The following is a 23,844-nucleotide window of genomic DNA, read 5'->3' on the forward strand; positions in this document are numbered from 1 at the left end:
CACGGCCGATCAAGAAGACACGCCATCGCAGGCCGCACATGACCAAGCACTACTAGCGCAGCGCCTGGAGCTCGTCGGCGCGGGCCGCGATCCGCATCGCTTTGCGCAGCTCGGCTTCCCGGGCGGTGGCGGCCGCGGCGTCGGCTGCGAGCTCCGCACGGACGACGGGGTCGGTGTCCGGGTCGTACACGGTGCCCGGCGGCGCGGCGGCGAGCATCTGCTCGATCCGCTCCCACTCCGCCAGTTCCGTCGGGCCGCGAAGGTCGTCGGCCAGGTCCTCGTGCCGGGAGGCCTGCCGTACGTCGAACTCGGCCGCATCGAGGGCGCCCACGACGGCGCCGGTGTCCATCCCCGTCGCCCGGCACCGTACGACGCGACGGCCGATCCGGGCAGGGTCGACCGGCTCCCGAAGTACGGCAACGCGCAGGGCGAGCGGGCGGCGGCCGGTACGCGGGGTCGGCGAAGGCGTGGTCATCTTCGACCTCGTCTTCGTGGTGCGGATTCGGTGTCTGTCACCGAAGGTGCGCGAAGCTTGGTGAGTGTCACCGCCTTCGCTGGAACCGCTCCTCCTCGGGTGATGTCTGGGCAGACATGGCAGATCTCCTCTTGTTTGCTGTGCTCTTTGCACCCTTCCTGGCGCCCGGGGTTGTCCTGGACGCTGCCATCGTCTTCGTCCTACGGGTCTGTAAGCAGCGACCGATCCTGGTCGGGCGCCTGCCAAACCTCGCCACCTCCGTCCTGCTGGCGGTCATGGCCGGCGCAGCGGCGCTCGGAGCGTACTCGTGGGGAGTGATGTCGGGGTTTTACATCCTGGACCCGGATCAAATGTGCGCGGCGAAGGGCGTACCTGGCGATCACATAGTGACGCGATGGACGTTGCCGGTCGGCGCACAGTGCGTCACATCGGACGGTGTGGGAACCGAGCTGGCGCCAGGCTGGGTGAATCCTGTGATCTTTGCAGGCCTCGCGCTGCTGCTACTGGCCCTCATCACAGGATTCCTCGCAGCGGTGCGCCGACGCCCTTCCCCGCGGTGAGGCGTTCGACCGCAGTGTGCCTCGGCGCCCACGAGGCACCCCCACGCTCTGCGAGCGGTGCAAGGGGCGGGCCTTCGCAGCCGAGCTGCTCGCACAGTCGGTTCGGGCCGGCATCGAGCGCCACCACCAGGAGGGCCAGGACCAGGAGGGTCAGGACCAGGCAGAACCGGGGCGGAAGCCCGGCCGGTGGTTTTCGCGCTGGCGCACCTAAGCACATCCGGGCTCGGCAGCGATTGCCCACTGTTGGAGTGATGGCCCGAGCCGGTCGGCGCGGATGAGCACCCGGCGATGGCCGACACGCGAAAATCACGGTGCTGCGTCCGGGCCCGGCCCGTCTGGCGTCAGCGCCCCGCTGCAGTGTCCCGGAAGCCGTCACAACGCCCCCGGGCAGCTTCAGCAACCACCACGGCCGACCCGAAATGTGGCGCTCCTCGCCAGCCGCGCGCACCGGGCGGCCGTGGTGCAGCGCGGCGCTCAGAGAATGGCCTGGGGCACAGCAGCAGGCCCGCGGCCCCTTCGCCCTCTCGCCCGTGCAGCGCGCCCCGGATTTGTCCCCCAGGCTCTCCGGGGAAGGACGCGCCCAACCTCCCCAGGTCACGCATCTCTCCCCGGCAGCGCCACCCGCATACCCGCTAACCCACGGTCACGCCTGAGGTGGGGCCTGCGCGCCACGGCGACCCTCACACGATCCCTCAGACTCTGCGGCAAGGGTGCAGTGAACGGCCCCCGCTTCCACCTCGCCGCTGTCCTAGTTTGGGCCCGTCGCTGAGCATGGTGGTGCGCAATGGCAGGGCATGGTGCTCGGTCGCTGAGAGCGAGCCGGACACCGAAGGCGGCGATGACTGTCCCAGTGATCCGGGCGAGCATACGACGGGCCTGAGGCTTGCGCAGCCAGCCCTACGGTGTTTCGTCCCCGGCCATGCTGGCTCGTACGGACTACGGCTACGCACGCTTCCTCGGCCGGCACGGCGAGGACCAGGACGATGGTGCTGAGGGCGGCGAAGACCCGCCGGTGACGGCCGGTCCGCACGAGGTGTCGGCTGGAGCACGACCACGGCGACACCCTCGGCGCCCCCGTGGGCACCGACGAGAACGGCCGAACTGCGCACAACGTCCGGCGCCGTCCTTCTCGCCTGGGACGGGGGGCGATTCCGGGCAGCGCGCCGTCCACAGTTTCTCGTCAACCGTCGGCAGGGCGGGGCGGAGAGGGGGCCGGCTGCGCGACGGGCGGTCGGGCTCCGGCAGGGCAACGTACCTCCTTCGTGTACGCCGGCGCGTGCCTTGCATTCCCGGTTGCAGAACAGTGGCCTACGGCCGGGGCGTATGGCACTCGGGTGGGAGCGGGGTTACGAGGTTGGTGGTGAGGGCTGGTTCGGCTGGTCGCCGGCAGCCGGGGCGCGCAGGTCCAGGTTTGGCTCTATGCGGCGTCGTCTTCGCTGGTGTTCTGCAGGCCGAAGTCGAGTTTGCCGGCCGCTTCGAGCCGGGTTTGCGCTGCACAGCGTGCCGCGTCGGCGACAACGTCGCCCCGCTCGGCGATCAGCAGGTCGTATATCGGTGCGGCGCTGGTGCGGGAGGCGTCCATGTGCGGTGTCCGTTTCCTCGGAGCGGTGCCAACAGGGGGAGGGGGCGGGTCAGCTGCAGCTGCCGGCCAGGACGGAATCGTCCAAGGGGCGAGCGCCTGGCAACTGGTGCCGGGCGGCGATCAGGGCGGCGTCGATGTCCCGGGTGCCGGTGGACACGCACAGCGTGTAGGCGATGTCGTCCATGCGCTGGCGCACCCGGGCGCTGTCCGCTTCGCCGGCACCCACGGCTGCGAGGGCCTCATAGCTCTCGATCAAGTCCCGCAGCACCGCGGGATGGGCCATCAACATCACAGAACCCCTTCTTCCACGTCGGCACCGGCTTCGGAGCCGTGCACCCCCTTACCCGCTTCCGCGGCCCCGCACGCTCCTCCCGTCGCGCAGAAACCAGCGCCTTGCGGGAAAGCGGCATGGCGCGGCGAGTGAGAATCGGGGGCGCGGCCGCTGGTGGTTGTTCTCGAGCTGGTCAGGCGTCACGAGTCGGATCCGGCCATCTGTGACAGATCCCTTCGTTAACGATTGCCCTTTATGTGGCTCTTGTCGCACGCTTTGTGTTGATTTTCGGTGTGTGGGATAGGGCTGGTTTCGGGAGCGTGTGCGGGGGGATTTCGGGGGCAGCCCCCCGGCTTTTGTGTGGGATCTGTGTCAGCTTGTCGGCGCCTGGTGGCCGCTGGGGCTGCTGGGGTCGTCTTCCTGTGGGGAAAGTTGATGTCTTCACGTGCTTTTGGCATGCCCTCTCGGCGTGCCCGCACGACCGTGCGCCATTCGTTGACCGCGACTGCTGTGGTCCTCGCGCTGGGGGTGGCGGCTCTGCCGGCGGCCGCGGCCGATCAGCCGGACGCCCCGGTTTCCGTATGGGGAAAGAAGGAGCAGAAGCTGGAGCGGCCGCAGGTGAAGTCCGGTGTGAACCGGGCACCCGCGACCGAGCCGTCGGGGAAGCCTTCGGGTGACCGCGCGGCATGGCTGGCTGCGGAGCGGGAGCGTACGGACCGGGCGAGGGATACGGCCGGTGCGGCCGCGCTGGCCCGCAAGCAGAACAAGACTGCCCCGTCTTCGGCCCCTTCGGTCTCGGCGGCCGAGTCGGGTGGAGTGGTGCCGCTGGTGTGGGTGCCGCGGGGCCAGGGCGACGTGCCCTGGCACCGGATAGCGGACACGCGGCTCACGGACGCGCTGGTGGCGCGGGTGGACTACTCGACGGGCAATCTGATGCTCGCCGGTACCGACTTCGATATCGCCGGGGTGGGGCAGAAGCTGCAGCTGGCCCGTACGTACAACTCGCTGGACGCACCGGCCGGGGCGATGTCCCAGCGGGCCTGGTTCACCTACGAGCGGCGCCTGGACACGTTCTTCACCGACGAGGTCGACTGGTACGACTCCACCGGTGCGACGGTGTCGTTTACGAAGACGAGCGACGGGTCGTTCAGCACTCCGGACGGGTACTCGCGTGACCTGGTGGAAAACAGCGACGGCACCTACACGCTGACCGACCGCAAGTCCGGAACGAAGGACACCTACACCTCCTCCGGGACGCTGTCGAAGGTCACCGACCGCAACGGCGGTGTGATCACGGTCGCGTCGCACGGCGAGGGCGCCGGGTTCAAGATCACCGAGAGCCGGTCGGGGCGGTGGGTGGACGTCACCAACGACGGCGGCGGCTGGTGGCACGCCACCGACCACACCGGCCGCCAGGTCTCCTACCACCTCGACGACCAGGACCGCGTCCACAAGGTCACCGACACCAACCTGGCCACCGTCACCTACGACTACGACTCCTCGGACCGCATCGCGCAGGTCACCACCCAGGAAAACCGCGTCACCCGCTTCACCTACGACAGCGCCAACCGGGTCACCTCCATGACCAGAGCCGCCACCGAGGGCGGCAGCACCGGCCCCACCTGGACCTACGCCTACTCCGCGTCCTCGGCCACAGCAGCCGGGACCACGACGGTCACCGACCCCGAAGGCGACGCGACGAAGTACGTGCACAACGGCGACGGGGAAGTCACCAAGGTCACCGACCCGCTCGGCCACTCCCGCTCCACCACCTACCAGGCCCACATGGCCACCACCGCGGTCGACGCCATGGGGGCCGGATCCGACCCGGGCAACACCACCACGTACGGGTGGGATGCCCGGAACAACCCGACCTCCGCGACCCTGCCCAGTGGTGCCACGGCCCAGTTGACGGGGTGGCTGACGAAGGCGGGCATGGACGTCCCCGGGACTCTCGACAGCCCGGACGACAGCAAGACGAACTACGCCTACGACGCGGTCGGCAACACCACCTCCGTCGCCGTCACCGGCACCGGGGGCGGCACGACGACCGCGGAGTACAACCCGTCCACTCCGACGTGTGGCGGGTTCAAGGGTCAGAAGTGCTCGGTCACCGACGCCCGGGGCAAGAAGACGTCGTTCACCTACGATGCCAAGGGCAACCTGACCAAGATCTCCCCGCCCGCCCCGCAGGGCGCGACCACGATCACCTACGACTACGCGGGGCGCCCGGACGTGGTCAAGGACGGCCGGGGCATCCAGACCGTCTACGTCTACGACGACCGCGACCGCGTCACCAAGGTCTCCTCGACCAATGCCACCATTCAGTACGCCTATGACGACGACGGCAACATGACCTGGCGCAAGGACGCCACCGGGGAGACCGATTACGCCTACGACCCCCTCTCCCGCGAGATCTTCCGCTCCCTGCAGGACGACTCCGAGGCGACCCTCGCCTACACGGCGGCCGGGGACCTGGACACCTATACCGACCCCATGGGCGCCACCCGCTACACCTACGACGACGCCGGACGCCTCGAGTCACTGAAGGACCCGGCCGGCCGCACCACCACCTACACCTACAACAACAACGACAAGCGCACCCACACCAACTACCCCGGCGGCACGGTCCAGAAGGTCACCCTCGACGAGGACGGCAAGCCCACCGCCATCAAGACCACCAACGGCAGCGCCACCCTGATCGACCTCGCCTACACCTACACCACCGGCGCCGGCGACCCCGGGACGAAGATCTACAGCCGCACCGACGCAGCCACCGGCCGCAAGACCGCCTACAGCTACGACAGCGCCGGGCGCCTGTCCTACGCCAAGGAAACGAACACGTCCTCCGGTGCCCGCACCGCGTCCTGGCTGTACTGCTTCGACAAAGCCGGCAACCTTACCCACCAGGACACCACCGCCACCTCCTGCCCCACCAGCCCCACCTACGGCTACGACGACGCCTCCGAACTCGAATCAAAGAACGGCTCGACCACCGGCTGGACCTACGACAAGGCCGGCAACGAAACCAGCGCCGCCCCGGCCGGCGGCACCGCCCGCACAGGGGAATCCTGGTCGGACTACAACCAGCTCACCAGCATCACCGCAGGTGGGACCACCTACCAGGCCAAGCACGCCGGAACCACGAACGACGAGCGCACCAAGCTCGGCGACACCTGGTTCCACCACACCCAGCTCGGCCTCGCCTCCACCACCACCGGATCCACGGACACAGGATTCGTCCGTGAACCCCGGGGCACCCTCAACTCCATGACCCGCAGCGGGAAAAGCTACTACTACCTCACCGACGCCACCGGCAACATCCTCGGCGCCGTCGACCAGGCAGGCACCCGTACCCAGACCTACGCCTACACCCCCACCGGCACCAGCCGCACCACCCCCACGGAGACAGTCCCCCAGCCCTACCGTTTCGCCGGCGCCTACAACGACCCCACCGGCCTCTACAAGATGGGCGCCCGCTACTACGACCCCACCCTCGGCCGCTTCACCCAGCCCGACCCCTCCGGCCAGGAAACCAACACCTACCTCTACGCCACCGGCGACCCCATCAACCACACCGACCCCAGCGGACTTTTCAGCGTCGGGGACGCGCTGGGCGTGGCCGGCGATGCGATCACGGGTGTGCAGCACCTCGTTGACGGAGACTCACGTGCCCTTTGGGGCGACGTTGCCGGAGTTGTGTTCGGAGGCCTGGCCGGCATGGCCTGCGAATCTGCTGCAGTGGCAAGTGCACCCGAAACGGCTGGAATGTCGCTCAGTGCGTCACTTGAATGCTACGCAATCGGCTGGAGTGTGGGCTCGATAGCTTCCAACGCCGTCAGTTAATCACCTGCCTCACGTGGGCCGAGAGCTAACGCTCTCGGCCCACCAAAATTGAGACCATAAGGAGCCTCATGCCTCACGTCGGATGGACAGTCGAGCAGCAAGCAGCCGTTAAGCGCTACTGGCTATTCACTAACATCTTTGCAGTTGCCGCAGTTGTCCTGTCATTCATTTTTATTCTTTCCGGTAATGCGGGGGGATGGATCCTTCTGGTAATGGCCGCTTGTATCTGGGGTGCCTGTTTTCTTTTTATTCGCAACAAGATGAGAAGCCGACCCTGAGCTTACTCCGGGGCCCTTCGGAGGTGTATGGGCAACCAATTTTCCAAGCGCCTGCCCGGGGAGCGGGGGCGAGGGTAGGGAACCGGGGTGGCGGACAGACAGGTGTGAGTGGGTTACCACACCGTCGCCCATATTCATCCCGACAAGGCAGGGGGCCGCTGAATCATGGGACGTCTCGGACAGTCTGGTCAGCAACAGGCGAAAATCCACATGCTGTATGTGATGTCCTCCATCGCTTTCGGAGTCCTCCTCATCTCCGGAATCGCTTTGGGCATCATGGGGAACGCTGCGGGCTGGATCCTGTGCGGAGTAGCAGTGGCCCTATGGCTCGGCCTGTACCTCACCCTCAAGTACACACGGCAGGCGCAGCCCTAAGAACCGCTAACAGAAGTGTCTGATGGTGTGACTGTCGGCTTGATCGCTCGTTGGTTGGTGTGTGGGGAAAAGGGAGTCGCGTCCGTGGGTCGTCTCGGACGAACTGTGGTCGTTGGTCGAGCCGTTGTTGCCCGCGCCGGGGCCGAAGTTGGTGGCGGGGCGGCCGCGGGTGCCCGACCGGCAGGCGTTGTGCGGGATCCTGTTCGTGCTGCATACCGGCATTCAGTGGGAGTACCTGCCGCAGGAGCTGGGGTTCGGTTCGGGCATGACGTGTTGGCGCCGGCTGGCTGCCTGGAACGAGGCCGGTGTCTGGAATCGACTGCACCTCGTGCTCCTGGCCAGGCTCCGGGCGGCGAAGCAGCTGGATTGGTCGCGGGCGGTGATCGACTCCTCCCACGTGCGGGCCGCTCGACGCGGCCCAAAAGCGGTCCCAGCCCGGTCGACCGCGCCCGACCGGGCAGCAAGCACCACGTCCTCGTCGACGGCCAGGGCATCCCGCTCGCGGTGTCGCTGACCGGCGGGAACCGCAACGACGTCACCCAACTCCTGCCCCTCCTGGCGAAGATCCCGCCCGTTCCGGGAGCGGTCGGCAGGCCCCGCCGGCGGCCCGACATACTCCTCGGCGACCGCGGCTACGACCACGACAAGTACCGCCGACTCGTCTGGGCACAGGGCATCAAACCCGTCATCGCCCGCCGCGGTGTCACCCATGGATCCGGCCTCGGCGTCCACCGCTGGGTCGTGGAGCGCACCATCGCCTGGCTCCACGGCTTCCGACGCCTCCGCATCCGACGGGAACGACGAGACGACATCCACGAAGCGTTCCTCGGCCTCGCCACCTGCCTCATCACACACCGGCACGTGAAACGCCTTTGTTAGGACCTCTAAGTAATGACCCGACCGTGCTCTCGTCCCACGAACGGGAGCGCGGTCGATGGTCGGCAAGTCGCGGCCACACCTCGGCTTCGGACCACTCGGCCAGGCGGCGCCAGCAGGTCATGCCCGAGCCGAAGCCGAGTTCCTGCGGCAGGTGTTCCCAGGCGAACCCGGTGTGCAGGACGAACAGGATGCCCTGGAACACGAGCCGGTCCGGATGCCGCTTGCGCCCAGGGTGCCGGGTCCGGCGCTCAACCTTGGGCAACAGCGGCTCGATCACCGCCCACAACTCGTCATCGACTTCCCACGGCTTCGGCCGGCCGAGAACGCCGAGCTGCGGAGGGCGAACGAGATCCTCAGGGCGGCCTCGGCTTTCTTCGCGGCCGAGCTCGAGCGGCCGTCGAAGCGCTCGTAGCGTTTATCGACGAGCACCGGCAGGTGTTCGGGGTCAGCCGATCTGCAGAGTCCTCACCAGCCACGGACTGAAGATCGCGACGAGCACCTACTACGCCGCCAGGAAGCGGGCGCCCAGTGCACGGTCGGTGCGGGATGCGGAGCTGAAGACGCAGGCCAGCCGGGTCCACGCCGACAATTTCAGCGTCTATGGGGTGCGGAAGGTCTGGAGACAGCTGCACCGCGAAGGCATACCGGTGGCACGCTGCACGGTTGCCCGGCTGATGCGCGACCTCGGTCTGCAGGGCGTCCGCCGGGGCCGTGGCATCCGTACCACCGTTTGTGACGACGGCCACGACAGGGCGGATGACCTGCTGGAACGCGACTTCACCGCCTCGCGTCCGAACGAGCGGTGGGTCGCTGATTTCACCTACGTGGCCACCTGGTCCGGGATCGTCTACATCGCCTTCGTCGTCGACGTGTTCTCCCGGGCGATCGTCGGCTGGTCCGCGGCCACCAGCAAGCGGGCCAAGCCTGTCCCGGACGCTCCCGACATGGCGTTGTGGCGCCGTGACCGCGCCGGGAACCCGGCCGGACCTGGGCTGATACATCATTCCGATGCGGGCAGCCAGTACACGTCGTTCGCCTTCACCGCCCACCTCCTCGAGGCCGGCATCGACGCCTCGATCGGCACCGTTGGCGATGCCCTGGACAATGCCCTCATGGAGTCCCAGATCGGCCTCTACAAGACCGAGCTGATCAAGCCTCGCAAGCCCTGGCATGGCCTGCCCGACGTCGAGCTCGCGACTGCCGAATGGGTCGACTGGTTCAACAACCAGCGTCTCCACACCGCGATTGGGAGCATCCCGCCCCACGAGCACGAGACCAACTACTACGCTCAACACCAGCCCCACCCGGCGGCTGGAGCCAACGCAGAGAGCCTCCACCGATCCCGGAGCGGTTCAGAGCTATGAGTAGTCGTATGGGGATTGTGGCGGCAGTCGTCGCTTGTGCGGGAACCGCCCTTGTCGCCGGGAGTCTGTCGACGTCGGCGACCGCTGCTGCGCCAGCGGTCCAGATTGTGAAGGCGACAGCGTGGCCCGGGCAGGTTGCCATGGCTACCTGCCCCACCGGCTTTCACTTGACCGGTGGCGGGGGCGATGCTCACGGGGCCGCTCTGATCGTCTCCCGGCCGTCCGACGACGGTCAGAGCTGGATCGCTCTCGCCAAAAACGTGGGCGCCGAGACCGGACTTGATGCCCAGGAAGACACCACGTCCTGGGCAGTCTGCTCCGAAGACTGATCTGTCCACACTTGCGGCTGGCCCCGGACGCTTGCGCCTGGTTCCTTCCGAAGCCCGTCAGGGGTCTCGCCGCGCACCGTCGCCAGCAGTACGAGACCCCGGGCCCTGTCGGCGGGCCTGGGGTCTCGCGGGGTGGGGGAGGGGCCGGAGGTTGTCTCCGTAGCCCTCCCGCTCGGAGGGTGGGCCGAAGTGCTTGATGGACCAGCACGAGCAGTTCGCCCCCTCGAACAGCTCCTCGTCACACTCCTCGTGGTGCTCGCATACCGCCCGCCTCGCCGGGGTCGCCGACGGCGTGGGCTGAGCGGCGGCCTCAGCGGTCGGAGCCGGGCCTGCCCAGGCCATGCCCAGCGCGGCGAGGGCGGCGAGCTGCTGCTGTCCTTCGACATGCAATCGAGTCGTTTGACAGGCAACTCAGCCGTCTCCGGCTTCCGCGTCAGTGACCTCGGTCAGTTTCATGCAACGGGCGCGGCGCGTTTCAGGCGCCGGCTTGCGAGAAGACAGTGACGGTGTACGGGCCTGCTCTTATCTTCAGACCATGACCGTAACCGCACGGCGGGAGTTGGTGACCCCGGCAACCCGCAACGCTTTCCGTTCGCTGGCCACGGACTTGACCGTCCGGATCGTGGCTGAGCTGTGGGAAGACCACGGGTTCGCCCCCATCCCGCCAGATGAGCTGAAGTACCAGGATTCCGGTCAGCGGCGTACCGAGTTCATGCTCTACGCGGAGGGTGTGGACTGGCCGGATCCGGACCAGATTCGGCGCGTGCTCCTGGTCTTCGAGGACTTCATCCGCGCGTACCGGAATCCGGATGACCAGGGCACTCCGAAGTGGCTTGCCGACATCAGGGTCCGGTTGGAGCGCGACGGCTTCGCTCTGGACACGCACGGGAAGATCTCCTGGTCGAAGCCTCCTGTGCTGGCACGTGATCTCAGCGGGCTGAGCGATGCTTCCGGCATCACGATGGAGTTGGAACGCATCCGGCGGGACCTGACCAGCGACCCCCATGGGGCCATCGGCGCGGCCAAGCAGCTCATCGAGGCCACGGCGAAGACCGCTCTCGAAGAGCTGCAGATCGAGGTTGATCGGCATGCTGCTCTCCCGGCACTGATCGGCACGGTCCAGAAGGCGTTGAAGCTTGATGCTGGCTCGGCTCCTGATGGGCCCGACGGCAGTAAGGCTGTGAAGAAGATCCTTTCAGGCTCGGTGAACATCGCAGTCGGTGTGGCCGAACTGCGTAATCAAGGCTTCGGTAGCGGTCACGGCCAGGCGAGCGCACCCTCTGGGCTGGGCGTGCGTCATGCTCGCCTGACGGTCAATGCTGCCGTGACCTGGTGCGAGTTGATCCTGGACACGCTCTCGGATCCCGCTGCTCCGTGGCGCAAGGGCACGGTCTCACCGTCCTGACCGCCAGGAGATGGCAGCGAGAGCGCCGCTGAAGGAATGGGTGAGCTTGGCGGTTGGGGGTCACACGCCAGGTACGGCCGGTGCCTGTTCGGTGTCGCGGGTGTTGCTCTCGGTCGCCTTCACCACCGCCGGTCTCCACCGGCTGGAGGCCATGCACCACCCCGACAACCCCGCCTCCGGCCGCGTCCTGATCAAGGCCGGATTCACCCACATCGGGACGTCCGACCGGCAGGCTGACAGCGGAACCACCGTGCCGTACCAGGTGTACGCCCTTCAGAACTGATGCTGTCGTGTGTCCTGTGCCACCGAACTTTGATTTTTGCCACGAAGGTTTGATCACCAGCAGGTTCGTGACATCCAAGTTTGATTGCCGCGACGGCTGCCCGGGCGGTCGCCGCGGGAGGGGCCCGGCAGACCATCGGTCGGCGCACCACCTACGCAGGCTGAGCGCTCAATCCGCGTACCGGAAGACGACCAAGGCCCTGAACCTCGGGCCGGAGCTGCCGTCCTCAACGGCGAACGGGGTGACCTGCTCCAACGTCCAGCCCTCGTCTTCAAGGACTTGGATCACAGAGGAAAGGTCATCTTCGATGTATCCCGGCCCATGATTCGAGGACCCGGCCCATCTCGCTCCGCTCAACGGCATGCTGGCGGAGAACACGCGCCACCCTTTCTTCCGCCGCTTCTGAGCAGCCACCTTGATGAACTCGACGACATCCACACCGCCCACCCGACCGGCCCTCCCTGCGGACGAAACTGTGCCCAGCAGCATCCCACAGGGAACGGCTCCGCAGGGCGCGCCAGGGACGATCTGCCGGTGATGGGCCAGGCTGTACCAGCCGAGCAAGAGTGGCCGCCCGTCCTCGATAGTCGGGGCCTCGGTCGCCATCGCTGGACTGCCGGAACCTCCTCCCACGGAGTCTGCTGCCACGCACTGCGAGGTCGGATATCTGCGCCGGATGCGCGCTCCACGCAGCGTTCAACCCGTTCTGACCTGGGCGGTCACTCTTCGATGACACAAACCGCGCGGTGGTCAAAGTTTGGTGGCACACGCTCAAGGTTCACTGGCACGGGACATCGTGCGCGTACACGCCCACGGACGAGGTACCTGCGTGCACCGCAATTCGAACAGATGGTGTGCCACGAACGTTGAAAGGGGCTTTATGTAGGTAGCTCTGGAAAACGATGCTGTGCAAGAGATGAAGGAAGGCCCTTCGGAACCGCCCTGCGGGGGGAGGTTTCAAACCGTCACATGCTGCGGAAGCGGTAACGCAACCGTGGTGAGCGATGTGGAAAAGGCGTCCGTGAGACGTCAGGTAGGGATTAAGAAGGCGAACGCAAGTGAACCACTGTTGAAGTGTCGTTATCGATATCAAGTGGCATCAAAACCGGCGGGTGGCATATGTCAGCCGGGATGAGTCTGGCGGAAACCCGTTTACTGGCCAGATGGTGTCCGGCACGTAGGTGGCGCGAGCTTAATCTGCCGCTCTTGCGCGGAACGTGGGAAGGCCCGCCTCAACACTGCCCCTTGTGGGCGAGAGGGAGCGTGCTGAGCGGATGAACCGTGAGGTGCTGAGTACCGATGCGAGGCGGGCTGGCGGACCGGTCCGTAGTAGTGATGAAGCCTCTGTGATGGGGGCGGAGCGAAGGGGCCGGGTCATCTGTAGCTATGAGCGCATTTCATCTTGGCGTTGACCTGGCCAGATGAAGGGTGGGGACGGCTCGGACAAGGCCGGTGATCCGGTTGGTGCTGCATCGGATCTTGCGGAGGATTCGCCAGCCCTTCAGCGTGGCGACGGCTTGTTCGCCGACGCAGCGGATCTTGGCGTGGGTGGTGTTGTGGCGGTGCTGCCATCGCTTGAGCTTCCTGCCGCGAGTGGGCACCCGGATGTGTCGCCCCGCCGCCTGATACGCGCGATCGGTCCAGGTCGTCAGCCCGGTGGCGCTCAGCACCTCGATGATCCCGGTGGTCCGGGCGGCGGTCAGGTCGTGCGTGGCACCGGGCAGCGCGGGCGAGGCCCACAGCAGTTTGCCGTGTGGATCGGCGATGACCTGCACGTTCATTCCGTGGCGTTTGTGTTTCCCGGAGTAGTACGGGCGGTCGGCGGCCGGACTTGGCGAGGGTGCCTGCGTCAAGATGCTGCGCGGTGAGCGGCGGTCTTCAGGACTGCGACGAGGGCTCGTACGTGCCCGCCTGCATGGCTCGGGGAGCCGCACAGCTTCGCGCGTCCGTGTGGGGGCGATCGGGCAGGGGTGAGTGCAAGGCGCGCAGTGCTCCTTGATGGCTGAGCCAGCCAAAGGGGTTGCCGGTCTCGTCGTCCAGTACCGGGAGCCCCGTTCCGGTCACGCCGACGAGCTTCTTCATCGCGGAGGCGAGTGACTGGTTCGTGGTGACGCGGGGTGCCGGTTCCACTATCTGGCGTACGACGGTCGGGGCGTCCGACGGCTGCTGGGCGAGGGCCTCGGCCACCGCCCGGGCTGTGACCACCCCGATGTAGGCGCCCGTCTCGTCGAGGACCGGAAGAGCTCCGTGGCCCGAAAGGCTGAGCAGCCCTGACGCCTCGCTCAGCGGGCTGTTCGCCGGCACGGCCTGGGGGAGCGCCTCCATGACGTCGGCGACGCGTTGCCCACCGATCGGCGCCCCTTGTGCGGGGCGGGTCAGGTCTATGCCGCGCCTGAGTAGTTTCAGGGTGTAGATCGTCTCGTGCGAGAGCACCCGGCTCGTGGCCGTGGCCAGCACGATGGCGAGCATCATCGGCAGGATGATCGTGTACTCGCCGGTGAGTTCGAACAGGATGACCACCGCCGTGATCGGTGCCCGCGAGGAGCCGGCGAATACGGCACCCATGCCGACGAGGGCGTAGGGGCCGACCGCGCCGGCGGTCGCGGGCATGACGTCGCCGGCCGCTGCTCCGAAGGCCGCCCCGAGCATGGCCCCGATGAACAGACTCGGTGCGAAGACCCCACCCGAACCGCCGATTCCGATCGTCACGCTGGTGGCCACCATCTTCCCGGCCATCAGCAGAAGCAGGAAGCCGAGGGCGTAGCCCCCTTCAGTTGCCCGCTGGAGCACGGGGTATCCGACGCCGTACATCTCGGGCAGGGCGAGAAGGACCAGCCCGAGAGCCAGGCCGCCCGCCGCCGGGCGCAGCCATTCCGGTCCGCGCCAGGCCCAGTCGCACGCGTCCTCGATCGCGTACAGGATGCGGGTGAAGCCGACGCCTACCGCACCCGCGATGATGCCGAGCAGGGCGAACAGTCCGTACTGGGCGAGATGCTCGACGCGGAAGGCGGGGAGGTTGAGGAAGGCGGTGTCACCGAAGGCGGCGCGTCCGATCACACTGGCGGTGACGCTCGCGAGGACCGTCGCGCCGAACGCCTCCACGCTGAAGGTGCCGAGGATGAGCTCCATGGCGAAGAACACACCGGCCAGGGGGGCGTTGAAGGTGGCGGCGATGCCGCCGGCCGCGCCGCAGGCGACCAGCAGTTTCCTCCGGCCTTCCGTCACCTTCGTGATGCGTCCGAGGGTGGAGCCGAGAGCGGAACCGATCTGGACGATCGGCCCCTCCCGCCCCACCGATCCTCCCGAGCCGATGGTGAGGGCGGAGGCGAGTGTCTTGACGACGGCGACCTTGGGGCTGATGCGCCCGCCCCGCTGGGCGACGGCCACCATGACCTCGGGGACGCCGTGTCCTCGCGCCTCCTTGGCGAACCGGTTCACCAGCGGTCCGTAGAGCAGGCCGCCGATCACCGGGGCCAGGACGACGAAGCCCGGCCCCAGCCAGGCCGCATGAGGATGGGGGCTGCCGGGGGCCGATGCGTAGTCCGTGTGACCGGAGAAGAAGCGCGTGAAGGTCTCGATGCACCAACGGAACACGATGGATCCGGCACCGGCTCCCGCACCGACCGCTACGGCCAGCACCATCAGCCCCAGTGGGGCGCTTCGCAGCGTCCGGCGGAGCGGTATCCGAGACATCGGGAGGTCCGTACTCGTATGCGCGGAGGAACTGGTCACCATCGGGCTCGTTCCCTTCCTCTGCGCCGGCGCTCGCGGGTGCAGCCGTCGACGGGCAACTGAAAGATTTGGACTGTGCAATCTTTGCACAGTCCAAATCTCTCTGGCGTGGCCGGGTTCGAATAGGGAGACCGGGAAGGCGGTCCACCATCACTGCGCGGCTATGGCTGCGACCGGTTCGTCGCGTGGTCGTGGTCGGATTCGGGTGATCCGCCCATCATGCACAGCATGTCCTTGCCGCCGGTGCGCAGGAAGCGGACGCTCAGGACCGCGGCCAGCATCAGGAAGACGATGTTGAGCCAGGTGGTGTAGTTCCAGCTCACGCCGCTGTCCGGGACGGTCGCGTCGGCCCGGTCGGGGACCAGTCCGAGGCCGCCGAAGGCGAACTCGACGACGTATCCGGCCAGGACCATGGCGGTGTAGAAGGTGCCGAGCACGAACAGGGCCATGCGTGCGCCGTAGTACTTCCGGTAGATGTTCAGGATTGGCAGGATCAGCAGGTCGGCGAAGAGGAAGGGTACGACGCCGCCGAAGCTGATACCGCCCTTCCACAAGACGACGGCCAGTGGCACGTTGCCGACCGAGCAGACGAACGAGCCGATGGCGACCAGCGGGCCGATCAGCGGCCCCCACAACTTGGAGGCGAGCGGGTGGCCGTCGAAGAAGAAGGAGCGCCAGAACGAGTCCGGCACCCATGCCGCGATGGCGCCGGCGATCACCAGGCCGATCACGAGGTCGCGCAGGATGGCCGCCCACTCCATGACGAAGACATGGGAGACGGAGGTGTAGCCCTCGCGGGAGAACAGCCTGCGGGCGAAGGATCCCTCCCGCTGGACGGACATGTCCATCGCGGCGTGCCCCTCCATGGAGCCGGCCACACCTCGCTCGGCCTGCTCGCGTGCTGAGCGCAGTAGCCGGTCACGCAGCAGAAGACGGAACAGCACCGCCAAGACGATGATCATGACGGCGCCGCCCGTGAACTCGGCGGCGGTGAACTGCCAGCCCATGAGCAGGGCCAGGATGACACCGAGTTCGACGACCAGGTTGGTGGAGGCGATCTCGAAAGCCATGGCCGCGGTGAAGTCCGCGCCCTTGCGGAACAGGGAGCGCGCCAGCGCCACGGCGGCGTAGGAACAGGACGACGAGGCAATGCCCAGTCCGGTCGCGGTCGCCAGAGTCCGGGGACGGTTGTCACCCAGCAGCGATACGACGGTGGACTTGCGGACCGCGGCCTGCACCACGGCAGACAGGGTGAAGCCGAGGATCAGGGCCCAGGCGATCTCCCACGCCATGGAACCGGTGATGGACAAGGCGTGCCAGATCGCGTGCATGTACGTCCTCCTGCCCTGGAGGCGCGCGGCGCACCGCCCAGTTGGTGCCTCCCACCTGTAGTGCCAGAAGGCTCGCGGGTACGGGGCGCCACGCCGACTCGGGACCCCGCTCCAGCGGCGCGTTCGTGCCGGCCCTCATTCCTGCCACCGGTCAGGGCCCCCGCCGCGCCACTCGACGAGCGGTGTCGTCGGGAGCTCCTCGGCGTCCAGCACGACTCCGGCCTGTCGTAGGAACGCCATGACATCGCCGGGGGAGGAGGCCGTGCCCACCGGTCTGCCACGGATGGTGACGCAGCGGCCGCCATCGTGGAGGGGGTGCACTGCGACGGGTGGCGGCGCGTGTTCCGTACCCGTCGGCATGCGCGGAGCAGGGCGTGCCCCGCGCGACGTGTCGTTCGTGTGACGGTTGTGGTGAGCACTCGCTGTCATGGATTCAGGGTTTCGTCGAGCTGTGCGATGAGCGGTTCGCCGCCTGCCTGGTTGAAGATGTTCAGCGCCTGTACGAGCGTCGCCCTCTGCTCGCTCGCCATTTTCTGGACGATCGCCGTGATCTCGTGGGGGCGGCGGCGGGTGACGTCCTGGACCGTCCGCCGTCCGTCGTCGGTGAGGCGCAGAAGGGTTTCGCGCCGGTTGTCCGGGTTGGTCTCCCGTAGGACCAGACCGGTGCTGATCAGCCGGTCCACCATGCGCATCGTGCTCGAAGGAGCCGTGCCCAGCAGGTCGGCCAGCGCGACCAGCTTGCTGGGACCCTGGGTCGAGAGCAGCACGAGCATCCGGAACTGCGGGAGGGTCACCCGCTCCTCGACGTCGCTCAGGGAACGCGCTGAGATCGCGGCAAGCATGCGCGAGGCCGTGAGCACCGCCCGGGACACCTCATCCACATCGTCCGGAGTGCGTGCCCTCACCGCATCCCTGGCCATTCCACCCTTCCTTCCTGTGCGCGATGCCGCAGTCTTCCATCCCGTGTGCGATTCACTCCTGCTGGTACCGCAGAAGGAGCATGGCCGCGTCGTCCTCCACCGGGCCCCTGACGTGGCCGACGACGTCCTCCCGCAGGGCTGCGAGCGCGCTGTCGATGTCCCGCGTCTGGAGCAGGCAGGCCCTTTCCCCGAGCGGGTAGAACGCCCCGTCCGCGTTACGGGCTTCGCTCACGCCGTCGGTGTAGAAAAGCAACTGCTCGCCCGGGACGAAGCCGATGCGGTAAGGCTCGGGGTCTTCCCCTCCGCGCAGGCCCAGACCGAGTGGCGGAGCATGGACAGGCGGTTGCGGAAAATCGACCGCCCCGTCGGAGCCGACATGCATGGGCGCCGGATGCCCACAGCTGAGCAGGACGGCCACGCCCTCCTGGATTTCGGCGAGGACGGCGGTCACGAACCTCTCCTCGCCCATGTCCCGGGAGACACTGCGCTCCAGCCGCGCGGCGAGCGCGACAAGGTCCGGCTCGTCGTACGCCGCCTCACGAAAGGCCCCGAGCACCAGAGCCGCCGTCTCCACGGCAGCCAGCCCCTTGCCCTGTACGTCACCGACGATGACGCGCACCCCGTACGGCGAGGCCACCACCTCGTACAGGTCACCGCCGATCCTGGCCTCGGCCAGCGCGGAGGTGTAGGAGACGGCCACCTGGCAGGGACCGGCACTCCGGGGGACCGGCCTGAGGAGTACGCGCTGTGCCACTTCCGCGATGGAACGCACACTGGCAAGCTCCGCTTCGCGCAGCCCGCGTGTCACCGCGGCGGCAACGGCGGCGAGGGTGACACCCGCGACCGAGGCCATCGCCGTCCAGCCACGCCGCGTCTCGAAGAGGCCGTCGTAGATCCCCAGCCCCGCACAGAGCAGCAGGGCCGCGGTGCCGATGAGGGCGGGGCGGCGCCACGTACCGATCAGCCCGGCGAAAGCCGGACCGAGTGAGACGAGGGGGAGGAGTCCCACGCCCGGACCCGCCGTGAGATCCACGCCGGCCACGAGCACCATCACCACGACAGGCAGCCAGGACAGCAGCACCCGACCGCCCCAGTGCCTTGCAGTGATCATGACGCTCCCGACATCACACCGGCCCCCGTGGCCTCGACGAGTTACCCCTCCCAGCTTTAACGTATGCAAAAATTGCACAGGCTAATAGTTGCGATGTCAGCCTGTTACGCAATCGAGTCCCGCGTGCAGGTAGAAGCGGGCACACTCGAAGCCGGCCCCCCGAGCGGCCGGAACGGAGCCAGGAGGAGGCAACAGGCATGACAGGCGATCCCGACGAGACCTGGCACAAGTTCCTCCAGGACAACGAAGACGCCATACGCCGGACCGCGCCCAGAGAACCTTCGGCGCGGGAACGCGCAGAGGGCACATGTCTTCCGGAGACGAACGCGCCGTCAGCGGATCATTCGAGCGGCTTCGCGCCGGTCGGTGAGACCTGGACGCTGGAGTCGGCCGATCCGGTCCCCTGGCGTGACCTGGACGCACCGGGCCGTATGCGCCGCGCGGCGAGCGCGGCCGGCGTCCTCGCTGTTCTCGTCGCTTTCCTTGTCACGGTGTGCCGCCTGCCCGTCGAGGCGGAGCGCGAACCGCGCCGCCCGATCGGCGTCGCGTCCCAGCCCCCGCAGGAACCGGCAAGCCTGCCCGCGACCGAGTTCGAGTAGCTGAGCTTCTGCACGCGACCGCCTGGCACGGGCGGTCCCTCGATGAGGGTGGGGCCTGTGTATCAGAGTGAAGACCAGATCCTGGCCGACGAGCTCGCTGCTCTTGGCACGGTGGGTGGGGGTAGCGGTCGCTTGGTCAAGATGACGGCCAAGCTGATGAGAAAGAACGTCCATGAGATCGATCTGCTCGTTCCCCTGCCGTTCGACCAGGTGGTGAAGCACGTCTCAGGTGTGCTCGGGAAGGCAGGCCGCCCGGTCGACACCGTGCCCGCCGGCTCCGGCGAGGACCGAACGGTTCGCATCGTCGTCGGCGACGGTGTCGGCGGACTGAACCCCGTAGTGGTTACCGCGCGAGTGTTGAAGGCCGATGAACACAGCTCGGAAGTCTGGCTCCGCGCAGCTTCCAAGGAGGGGTTGATCAGGCAGCGAGCTGGAGAGAAGACCGCCGTCCGCCTCGCCGCTCAGCTGAGCGGGGCAACCGGAGCGTACGAAGCCGACAGCGATCCCGGCCCGGCCTGAGTCCTCAACGCCGCCGCCCCACCCGTGCCTCTCCCCGGACTCCTTACGTCTGTGCGTCCCCGTAGGCGTAACCGCCCACAGGGACGTGGCGCTCGCTTCACGAGCCGGTCGGCGCCTCCGCCCGCCGAGGCTCTTCGACGCCGGCCAGGTCCTCGACGTCGAAGAGTCGCGCGATGGGGACGTCGGTGCTGCTGTGGGCAATGATCGAGAAGGCGATGCAGACGGCGATGAGTGTGTACGCCTCCTCGCCCTGCGGGATCCCCGCCTGCAGGACCAGCAGTCCGTACACGACGGAGGCGAAGCCCTTCGGGCCGAACCACGCTGCCACCAGCTTCTCCTTCGCCTCGAACCGGGTGCCGTAGAGCGACAGCAGCAGCGACGCCGGCCGGATCAGGAAGATCGCGAGGAGGACGGCGATGTAACCGCCGAACGACAACTCGCCGAACAGCTGTGGCGTCAGCAGCGCACCGAACACCAGCAGAGCGGCGAACTTGGCGAGTTCGGCCAGTGCTTCACCGAGAGGCTCGAAGGCTCTCTTCGACTGCGGCAGGCGGGCGGCGAGGACCGCACCGCCGGAGAAGGCGGCCAGGTAGGGGTTGGCGTGCGTGAGGTGGCAGGCCGCGTAGAGGATCACGCCGATCGCAAGAGGCAAAAGCGGCTGCAGTTTGGGCTCGGCGCCGAGCAGCCGGAACTTGACGAGGACACTCACGGCCCACGGCAGGACGATGCCGAGAGCCAGACCCAGCGCCAGTTCCAGCGCGATCTTGCCGCGGCCCGCCTCGACGTGCCCGGTGGTGGGCCCGGCCGACGCGATGAGGACCAGCACGGCCGGCAGGGCGAGACCATCGTTGATCCCGCTCTCCACGTTGAGCAGCTGCCTCAGCCTGGCCGGTACCTCCCGGCGGCTCACGATGGCCGAGGCGAAGACCGGGTCGGTGGGCGCGAGCACGGCCCCTACGAGAAACGAGGTCGTCCAGTCGAGGCCGGCCAGGTAATGGGCAGCCAGAGCCATTCCGGCGAAGGCCAGTGGCATTCCCAGCCCCAGGGCACGCGCCGGGCTCTTCCAGTTCGCACGCAGCTTGGGAAACGAGACATGCATACCGTCGGTGAACAGCACGGCGAAGAGAGCGAGATCAGCTGTGACCGCCACGATCTCGCTGTCCGGAGTGACATGGATCAGCCCCAGGAACCCGTCACTGACCAGGGCCCCGCCGACGAGAAACAGCAGGGAAGTCGACAGCACCGTGCGGGCAGCGAGCCCGGACAGCAGCACCGCGACAAGCAGCGCAACACCGAAAACTGCAATTAGCACCATGACTGTGAAACCCCGATCGGAACAGACCTCTGACAGGACTCGCCGACCAGACTTCCCGGCACACCTCCGGTCACTTTACACATCCTTGACTCGGCAGCGGCAGGCACCCTTAAGGTACTGACAGAGCCGATTCGTTGCCGGGCTCCGGCAGGATAGGGCGGGTTGCGAGCCGGCCATGGGTGCTTGATCAGTCAAGGGGGGCGGCATGTCACCGCAGCTGGATGTCCCGGAACGCTTCCTGGAGGGGTACGCGCGGGTCGTTGCGGACGCCGCAGCCACCGGCCGTCGCCTGACCCGGGACGAACTCGACGCCCGCCGAAGCCTGGGGGAGCAAGCGGCCGAGGCGGGACTCGGGCTTCGCGCTCTCGTTGCCGCCCATCTGGCCGAGATCCGCTCCCACGCGATCGGACCCGGGATCCCGCTCGACAACGCCGTGGAAACTGCGGCTCAGGCCCTGGACGCCTTCGCCGAAGGCTACGAACGCGCTCAGCGGCAGACCATGCGCCAAGAGGAGGCGGCGCGGCGAGAATTCATCGACGACCTACTCTACGGACGAAGCAACCTGGGCCAGCTCTCCGAACGGGCCGAACGGTACGGCCTTCGCCTCTCCTACGAACACGCCGTAGCGGTGGCCCGCGGCGATATCGCCTACGAAGAGGGTGATTCATTGTCGCGCGAGGTCGAACGTGCGGTGATCGCACGCTTCGGCAACAGGGACATTCTGCTCACCACCAAGGACGGCCGAATGGTGTGCATCGCTCCTGGAGGCCAAGGGGACGTCCTTACGTACTTCGCCAAGCAGGCCTTTGCCGCAGGAGGCGGCCAGGTCGCCATCGGCCGCCCCCAGTCAGGTCCCGGTGGTGTGGTGCAGTCCTACGAGGAAGCACTCAACGCCCTCGACCTAGCCGCACGACTCGGCCTCGACGAACCGCTCCTGCGCTCGGCCGATCTCCTCGTCTACCCGGTCCTCACACGTGACCGACAGGCCATGGCAGACCTGGTACGAAACACTCTCGGTCCACTGCAACGGGCACGAGGTGGAGCACAACCGCTCACCGACACTCTCACGGTGTACTTCGACGCCGGTTGCGTGGCTGCGGAAGCGGCACGCCGACTGAACCTAAGCGTGCGCGCACTGACCTACCGCCTCACACGCATCCACCAGCTGACCGGTGCGGACCCGTCAGATCCGGTTCACCGCTACACCTTGCAGACCGCAGTGATCGGCGCACGGCTGCTCGGCTGGCCGGAGCGTTCCGCGTGAACAGCAGCGTCGTCGCATGCGCCCGACTTTGCGGTCTGGTGCGTGATCCCGCAGGGCGAGCAGGCATACACGCTTCCGGTCCCGGGAGAGTCGAACCGTCGACGCAGCGCGGGGATCGACGCGAAGTGGCCCGGGAAGCTGACCGTGTTCAGTCCCACCGCCTCCTCGTCCGATGGTCCGAAGGCGTCGAGGAACCCGGTCCAGGAGTGGACCTCGAACAGCAGGTCCGGCAGGTCGATCTTCGGGAGCATCTTCTCGACCCGCTTGCGCAGCCAGGCAGGGACTTTTACTTCGCAGAGATCGGCGGCGAGGCGCCACCGCGGTCGGCGAGATAGCCCGTGACCGCCGCATGGTCCCCAGATAAGCTGTGAATGCCTGAGCGCGACTGCCCCAGAGCCTGCGTGGCCAAGATCCGCCGCGCGGCACGCCGATGCTGTGAGCCCTCACCGAAGAAGCGCAAAGCGCCCCAACTACTCCAGTGGTGAGGCCATGGCAGGCCCACCGCGAACGATCTCGCTCTACTTCCGCGACCAGCCACCCAGCTACGCCGCCCCTCCAGCCCCAGGCCGGCGAGGGCGGCACGTTGGTCGTCGTTGCGGCGGTCGCGTCGGCTTTTGTGATTGCTCAGAAACGCACCAAGGCGCACGGACGTCCCGTCCGGCAGCTCTTCGACATGCTGCCGCCGGACGGTGGTCTTCCCTTCCCGCGCGATGTACTGCCGCAGGGCTTGTACGCCGCGTTGGAAGGCTTCGGAGCCCTTCCCGGCAGCCTTCGCCGCACCCCGCGCCGTGCCCTTGCGGGCCGGACAGCCGCCTGCGGCCGCCCTCCCAGTTCCTCCGGCCCTCCCAGTTCCTTCAGCCTTCGCCGCTGCTCCGTGTTCAGCTGCGTCCAGCCCTGCGCCTGGCGCACAACCCAGCGGCCGATGTCGTCGCCGCGGTACGTCACCTCCGGCTGGATGTCCTCCAGCATGTTCCCGGCGTCCAGGCGTGCGGCGAGGCCGGTGTAGCAGCGCTGCCAGTCCACGGTCCATCCGAGCAGTCGCTGGTTCCCGTTCGGGTCGATGGCGGCCCTCGATCCCTGCGGTCGCAGGGGCCTGCGTCGCTGCCGAGACTGAGTGATCAGCAGTTCGCTCAGCTGGAGGCGGAGCTGGCCAAGGGGCCGGCCGCGCATGGCTGGGAGGACCAGCGCTGGACTCTGAGCCGCGTGAAGACGTTGATCGGCCGGCGCTTCCACCTGACGTACACGATCCAGGGTGTGCGCAAGCTGTTGGTGCGCAACGGCTGGTCCTGCCAGGTACCGGCCCGCAGAGCGATGGAGCGGGACGATGATGCGGTCGCGGGGTGGGTCAAGGAGGTGTGGCCCCGCGCGGAAGGTTAGCGGCGGCCTACGGAGCCTGGCTGGTCTTC

20 protein-coding genes and 2 pseudogenes are annotated in these 23,844 nt (G+C 67.5%); 10 read left to right on the forward strand and 12 right to left on the reverse strand.

Features of this window, described 5'->3' with window-relative positions; all coding sequences use genetic code 11:
* Positions 1 to 52 precede the first annotated feature (52 nt).
* Positions 53 to 475 carry a hypothetical protein gene (locus tag ACFUJY_RS22710; RefSeq protein WP_383302457.1) on the reverse strand — a complete coding sequence of 141 codons (423 nt, stop codon included), beginning with the start codon at positions 473 to 475 and terminating at the stop codon, positions 53 to 55.
* A 116-nt stretch (positions 476 to 591) separates the two neighbouring features.
* Here ACFUJY_RS22710 and ACFUJY_RS22715 point away from each other — a divergent pair, with 116 nt between their 5' ends.
* The gene (locus ACFUJY_RS22715) at positions 592 to 1,035 is read left to right on the forward strand and encodes a hypothetical protein (protein ID WP_383302460.1); all 444 of its coding nucleotides are present in this window, start codon (positions 592 to 594) and stop codon (positions 1,033 to 1,035) included.
* Positions 1,036 to 2,452: 1,417 nt separating this feature from the next.
* Here the strand turns inward: ACFUJY_RS22715 and ACFUJY_RS22720 are convergent.
* On the reverse strand, positions 2,453 to 2,617 hold the full coding sequence (locus ACFUJY_RS22720) for a hypothetical protein (protein WP_383302463.1): 165 nt from the start codon (positions 2,615 to 2,617) through the stop codon (positions 2,453 to 2,455).
* 49 nt (positions 2,618 to 2,666) lie between these two features.
* Positions 2,667 to 2,906, reverse strand: a complete 240-nt coding sequence (locus tag ACFUJY_RS22725; RefSeq protein WP_383302466.1) for a DUF5133 domain-containing protein — start codon at positions 2,904 to 2,906, stop codon at positions 2,667 to 2,669.
* Positions 2,907 to 3,797: 891 nt separating this feature from the next.
* Here ACFUJY_RS22725 and ACFUJY_RS22730 point away from each other — a divergent pair.
* Together ACFUJY_RS22730 and ACFUJY_RS22735 are read left to right on the forward strand one after the other, a co-directional pair.
* On the forward strand, positions 3,798 to 6,734 hold the full coding sequence (locus ACFUJY_RS22730; RefSeq protein WP_383302721.1) for an RHS repeat-associated core domain-containing protein: 2,937 nt from the start codon (positions 3,798 to 3,800) through the stop codon (positions 6,732 to 6,734).
* A gap of 714 nt (positions 6,735 to 7,448) precedes the next feature.
* Positions 7,449 to 8,266 (forward strand): IS5 family transposase gene (locus tag ACFUJY_RS22735; protein WP_383302469.1). Its coding sequence is split into 2 segments (ribosomal slippage): positions 7,449 to 7,812 and positions 7,812 to 8,266, totalling 819 coding nucleotides; the frame shifts between segments, so codons are not numbered across the junction.
* A gap of 64 nt (positions 8,267 to 8,330) precedes the next feature.
* On the opposite strand, the pseudogene ACFUJY_RS22740 reads toward ACFUJY_RS22735, so the two are convergent.
* Positions 8,331 to 8,552, reverse strand: a pseudogene (locus ACFUJY_RS22740) (transposase); the annotation flags it as partial.
* On the opposite strand from ACFUJY_RS22740, the gene ACFUJY_RS22745 reads away from it, so the two are divergent.
* The 3 genes from ACFUJY_RS22745 to ACFUJY_RS22755 all read left to right on the forward strand — a co-directional run bounded on the left by ACFUJY_RS22745 (position 8,455) and on the right by ACFUJY_RS22755 (position 11,647).
* A complete protein-coding gene (locus tag ACFUJY_RS22745; protein WP_383302472.1) occupies positions 8,455 to 9,630 on the forward strand; it encodes an IS3 family transposase in 1,176 nt (391 codons plus the stop codon). The pseudogene ACFUJY_RS22740 and the gene ACFUJY_RS22745 sit on opposite strands and share 98 nt — an antisense overlap.
* A gap of 864 nt (positions 9,631 to 10,494) precedes the next feature.
* Positions 10,495 to 11,364 carry an abortive infection family protein gene (locus ACFUJY_RS22750; RefSeq protein WP_383302475.1) on the forward strand — a complete coding sequence of 290 codons (870 nt, stop codon included), beginning with the start codon at positions 10,495 to 10,497 and terminating at the stop codon, positions 11,362 to 11,364.
* Between the two features lie 10 nt (positions 11,365 to 11,374).
* Positions 11,375 to 11,647, forward strand: a complete 273-nt coding sequence (locus tag ACFUJY_RS22755; protein ID WP_383302477.1) for a GNAT family N-acetyltransferase — start codon at positions 11,375 to 11,377, stop codon at positions 11,645 to 11,647.
* Positions 11,648 to 11,815: 168 nt separating this feature from the next.
* On the opposite strand, the gene ACFUJY_RS22760 is transcribed toward ACFUJY_RS22755, so the two are convergent.
* From ACFUJY_RS22760 to ACFUJY_RS22790, 7 genes and pseudogenes are all read right to left on the reverse strand, one after another.
* Positions 11,816 to 12,085: a hypothetical protein gene (locus ACFUJY_RS22760; RefSeq protein ID WP_383302479.1), complete on the reverse strand. Its 270-nt coding sequence runs from the start codon at positions 12,083 to 12,085 to the stop codon at positions 11,816 to 11,818.
* Positions 12,086 to 13,044: 959 nt separating this feature from the next.
* Positions 13,045 to 13,497: pseudogene (locus tag ACFUJY_RS22765) on the reverse strand (transposase family protein); the annotation flags it as partial.
* Positions 13,498 to 13,525: 28 nt separating this feature from the next.
* Positions 13,526 to 15,289 (reverse strand): chloride channel protein, encoded by a 1,764-nt coding sequence (locus tag ACFUJY_RS22770; RefSeq protein ID WP_383302724.1) that lies wholly within the window; start codon positions 15,287 to 15,289, stop codon positions 13,526 to 13,528.
* A 251-nt stretch (positions 15,290 to 15,540) separates the two neighbouring features.
* Positions 15,541 to 16,710 (reverse strand): permease, encoded by a 1,170-nt coding sequence (locus ACFUJY_RS22775; protein WP_383302482.1) that lies wholly within the window; start codon positions 16,708 to 16,710, stop codon positions 15,541 to 15,543.
* Positions 16,711 to 16,845: 135 nt separating this feature from the next.
* Positions 16,846 to 16,980, reverse strand: a complete 135-nt coding sequence (locus ACFUJY_RS22780; RefSeq protein WP_383302484.1) for a hypothetical protein — start codon at positions 16,978 to 16,980, stop codon at positions 16,846 to 16,848.
* Between the two features lie 155 nt (positions 16,981 to 17,135).
* Complete coding sequence (locus ACFUJY_RS22785) at positions 17,136 to 17,630, reverse strand: MarR family winged helix-turn-helix transcriptional regulator (RefSeq protein ID WP_383302487.1); 495 nt, start codon at positions 17,628 to 17,630, stop codon at positions 17,136 to 17,138.
* 52 nt (positions 17,631 to 17,682) lie between these two features.
* Entirely contained in the window at positions 17,683 to 18,741 is a 1,059-nt protein-coding gene (locus ACFUJY_RS22790; RefSeq protein ID WP_383302490.1) for a PP2C family protein-serine/threonine phosphatase, read from the reverse strand.
* Between the two features lie 197 nt (positions 18,742 to 18,938).
* Here ACFUJY_RS22790 and ACFUJY_RS22795 point away from each other — a divergent pair, with 197 nt between their 5' ends.
* Positions 18,939 to 19,340 (forward strand): hypothetical protein, encoded by a 402-nt coding sequence (locus tag ACFUJY_RS22795; protein ID WP_383302493.1) that lies wholly within the window; start codon positions 18,939 to 18,941, stop codon positions 19,338 to 19,340.
* A gap of 57 nt (positions 19,341 to 19,397) precedes the next feature.
* Complete coding sequence (locus tag ACFUJY_RS22800) at positions 19,398 to 19,859, forward strand: hypothetical protein (RefSeq protein ID WP_383302496.1); 462 nt, start codon at positions 19,398 to 19,400, stop codon at positions 19,857 to 19,859.
* 97 nt (positions 19,860 to 19,956) lie between these two features.
* Here ACFUJY_RS22800 and ACFUJY_RS22805 read toward each other — a convergent pair whose 3' ends face one another.
* Entirely contained in the window at positions 19,957 to 21,174 is a 1,218-nt protein-coding gene (locus ACFUJY_RS22805; protein ID WP_383302499.1) for a cation:proton antiporter, read from the reverse strand.
* 205 nt (positions 21,175 to 21,379) lie between these two features.
* Here ACFUJY_RS22805 and ACFUJY_RS22810 point away from each other — a divergent pair, with 205 nt between their 5' ends.
* On the forward strand, positions 21,380 to 22,438 hold the full coding sequence (locus ACFUJY_RS22810) for a PucR family transcriptional regulator (protein ID WP_383302502.1): 1,059 nt from the start codon (positions 21,380 to 21,382) through the stop codon (positions 22,436 to 22,438).
* 1,011 nt (positions 22,439 to 23,449) lie between these two features.
* Positions 23,450 to 23,815 carry a winged helix-turn-helix domain-containing protein gene (locus ACFUJY_RS22815; RefSeq protein ID WP_383302727.1) on the forward strand — a complete coding sequence of 122 codons (366 nt, stop codon included), beginning with the start codon at positions 23,450 to 23,452 and terminating at the stop codon, positions 23,813 to 23,815.
* Positions 23,816 to 23,844 lie beyond the last annotated feature (29 nt).

Origin of the sequence: Streptomyces sp. NPDC057249, assembly GCF_042669245.1 — a bacterium.
Taxonomy (GTDB): domain Bacteria; phylum Actinomycetota; class Actinomycetes; order Streptomycetales; family Streptomycetaceae; genus Streptomyces.

Bases quoted from the DNA above. Each gene is read 5' to 3' on its own strand.
- ACFUJY_RS22710 (WP_383302457.1), bottom strand. From the start codon at position 475: ATGACCACGCCTTCGCCGACCCCGCGTACCGGCCGCCGCCCGCTCGCC.
- ACFUJY_RS22715 (WP_383302460.1), top strand. From the start codon at position 592: ATGGCAGATCTCCTCTTGTTTGCTGTGCTCTTTGCACCCTTCCTGGCG.
- ACFUJY_RS22720 (WP_383302463.1), bottom strand. From the start codon at position 2,617: ATGGACGCCTCCCGCACCAGCGCCGCACCGATATACGACCTGCTGATC.
- ACFUJY_RS22725 (WP_383302466.1), bottom strand. From the start codon at position 2,906: ATGTTGATGGCCCATCCCGCGGTGCTGCGGGACTTGATCGAGAGCTAT.
- ACFUJY_RS22745 (WP_383302472.1), top strand. From the start codon at position 8,455: ATGCCCTGGAACACGAGCCGGTCCGGATGCCGCTTGCGCCCAGGGTGC.
- ACFUJY_RS22750 (WP_383302475.1), top strand. From the start codon at position 10,495: ATGACCGTAACCGCACGGCGGGAGTTGGTGACCCCGGCAACCCGCAAC.
- ACFUJY_RS22755 (WP_383302477.1), top strand. From the start codon at position 11,375: ATGGCAGCGAGAGCGCCGCTGAAGGAATGGGTGAGCTTGGCGGTTGGG.
- ACFUJY_RS22770 (WP_383302724.1), bottom strand. From the start codon at position 15,289: ATGGTGCTGGCCGTAGCGGTCGGTGCGGGAGCCGGTGCCGGATCCATC.
- ACFUJY_RS22775 (WP_383302482.1), bottom strand. From the start codon at position 16,710: ATGCACGCGATCTGGCACGCCTTGTCCATCACCGGTTCCATGGCGTGG.
- ACFUJY_RS22785 (WP_383302487.1), bottom strand. From the start codon at position 17,630: ATGGCCAGGGATGCGGTGAGGGCACGCACTCCGGACGATGTGGATGAG.
- ACFUJY_RS22790 (WP_383302490.1), bottom strand. From the start codon at position 18,741: ATGATCACTGCAAGGCACTGGGGCGGTCGGGTGCTGCTGTCCTGGCTG.
- ACFUJY_RS22795 (WP_383302493.1), top strand. From the start codon at position 18,939: ATGACAGGCGATCCCGACGAGACCTGGCACAAGTTCCTCCAGGACAAC.
- ACFUJY_RS22805 (WP_383302499.1), bottom strand. From the start codon at position 21,174: ATGGTGCTAATTGCAGTTTTCGGTGTTGCGCTGCTTGTCGCGGTGCTG.
- ACFUJY_RS22810 (WP_383302502.1), top strand. From the start codon at position 21,380: ATGTCACCGCAGCTGGATGTCCCGGAACGCTTCCTGGAGGGGTACGCG.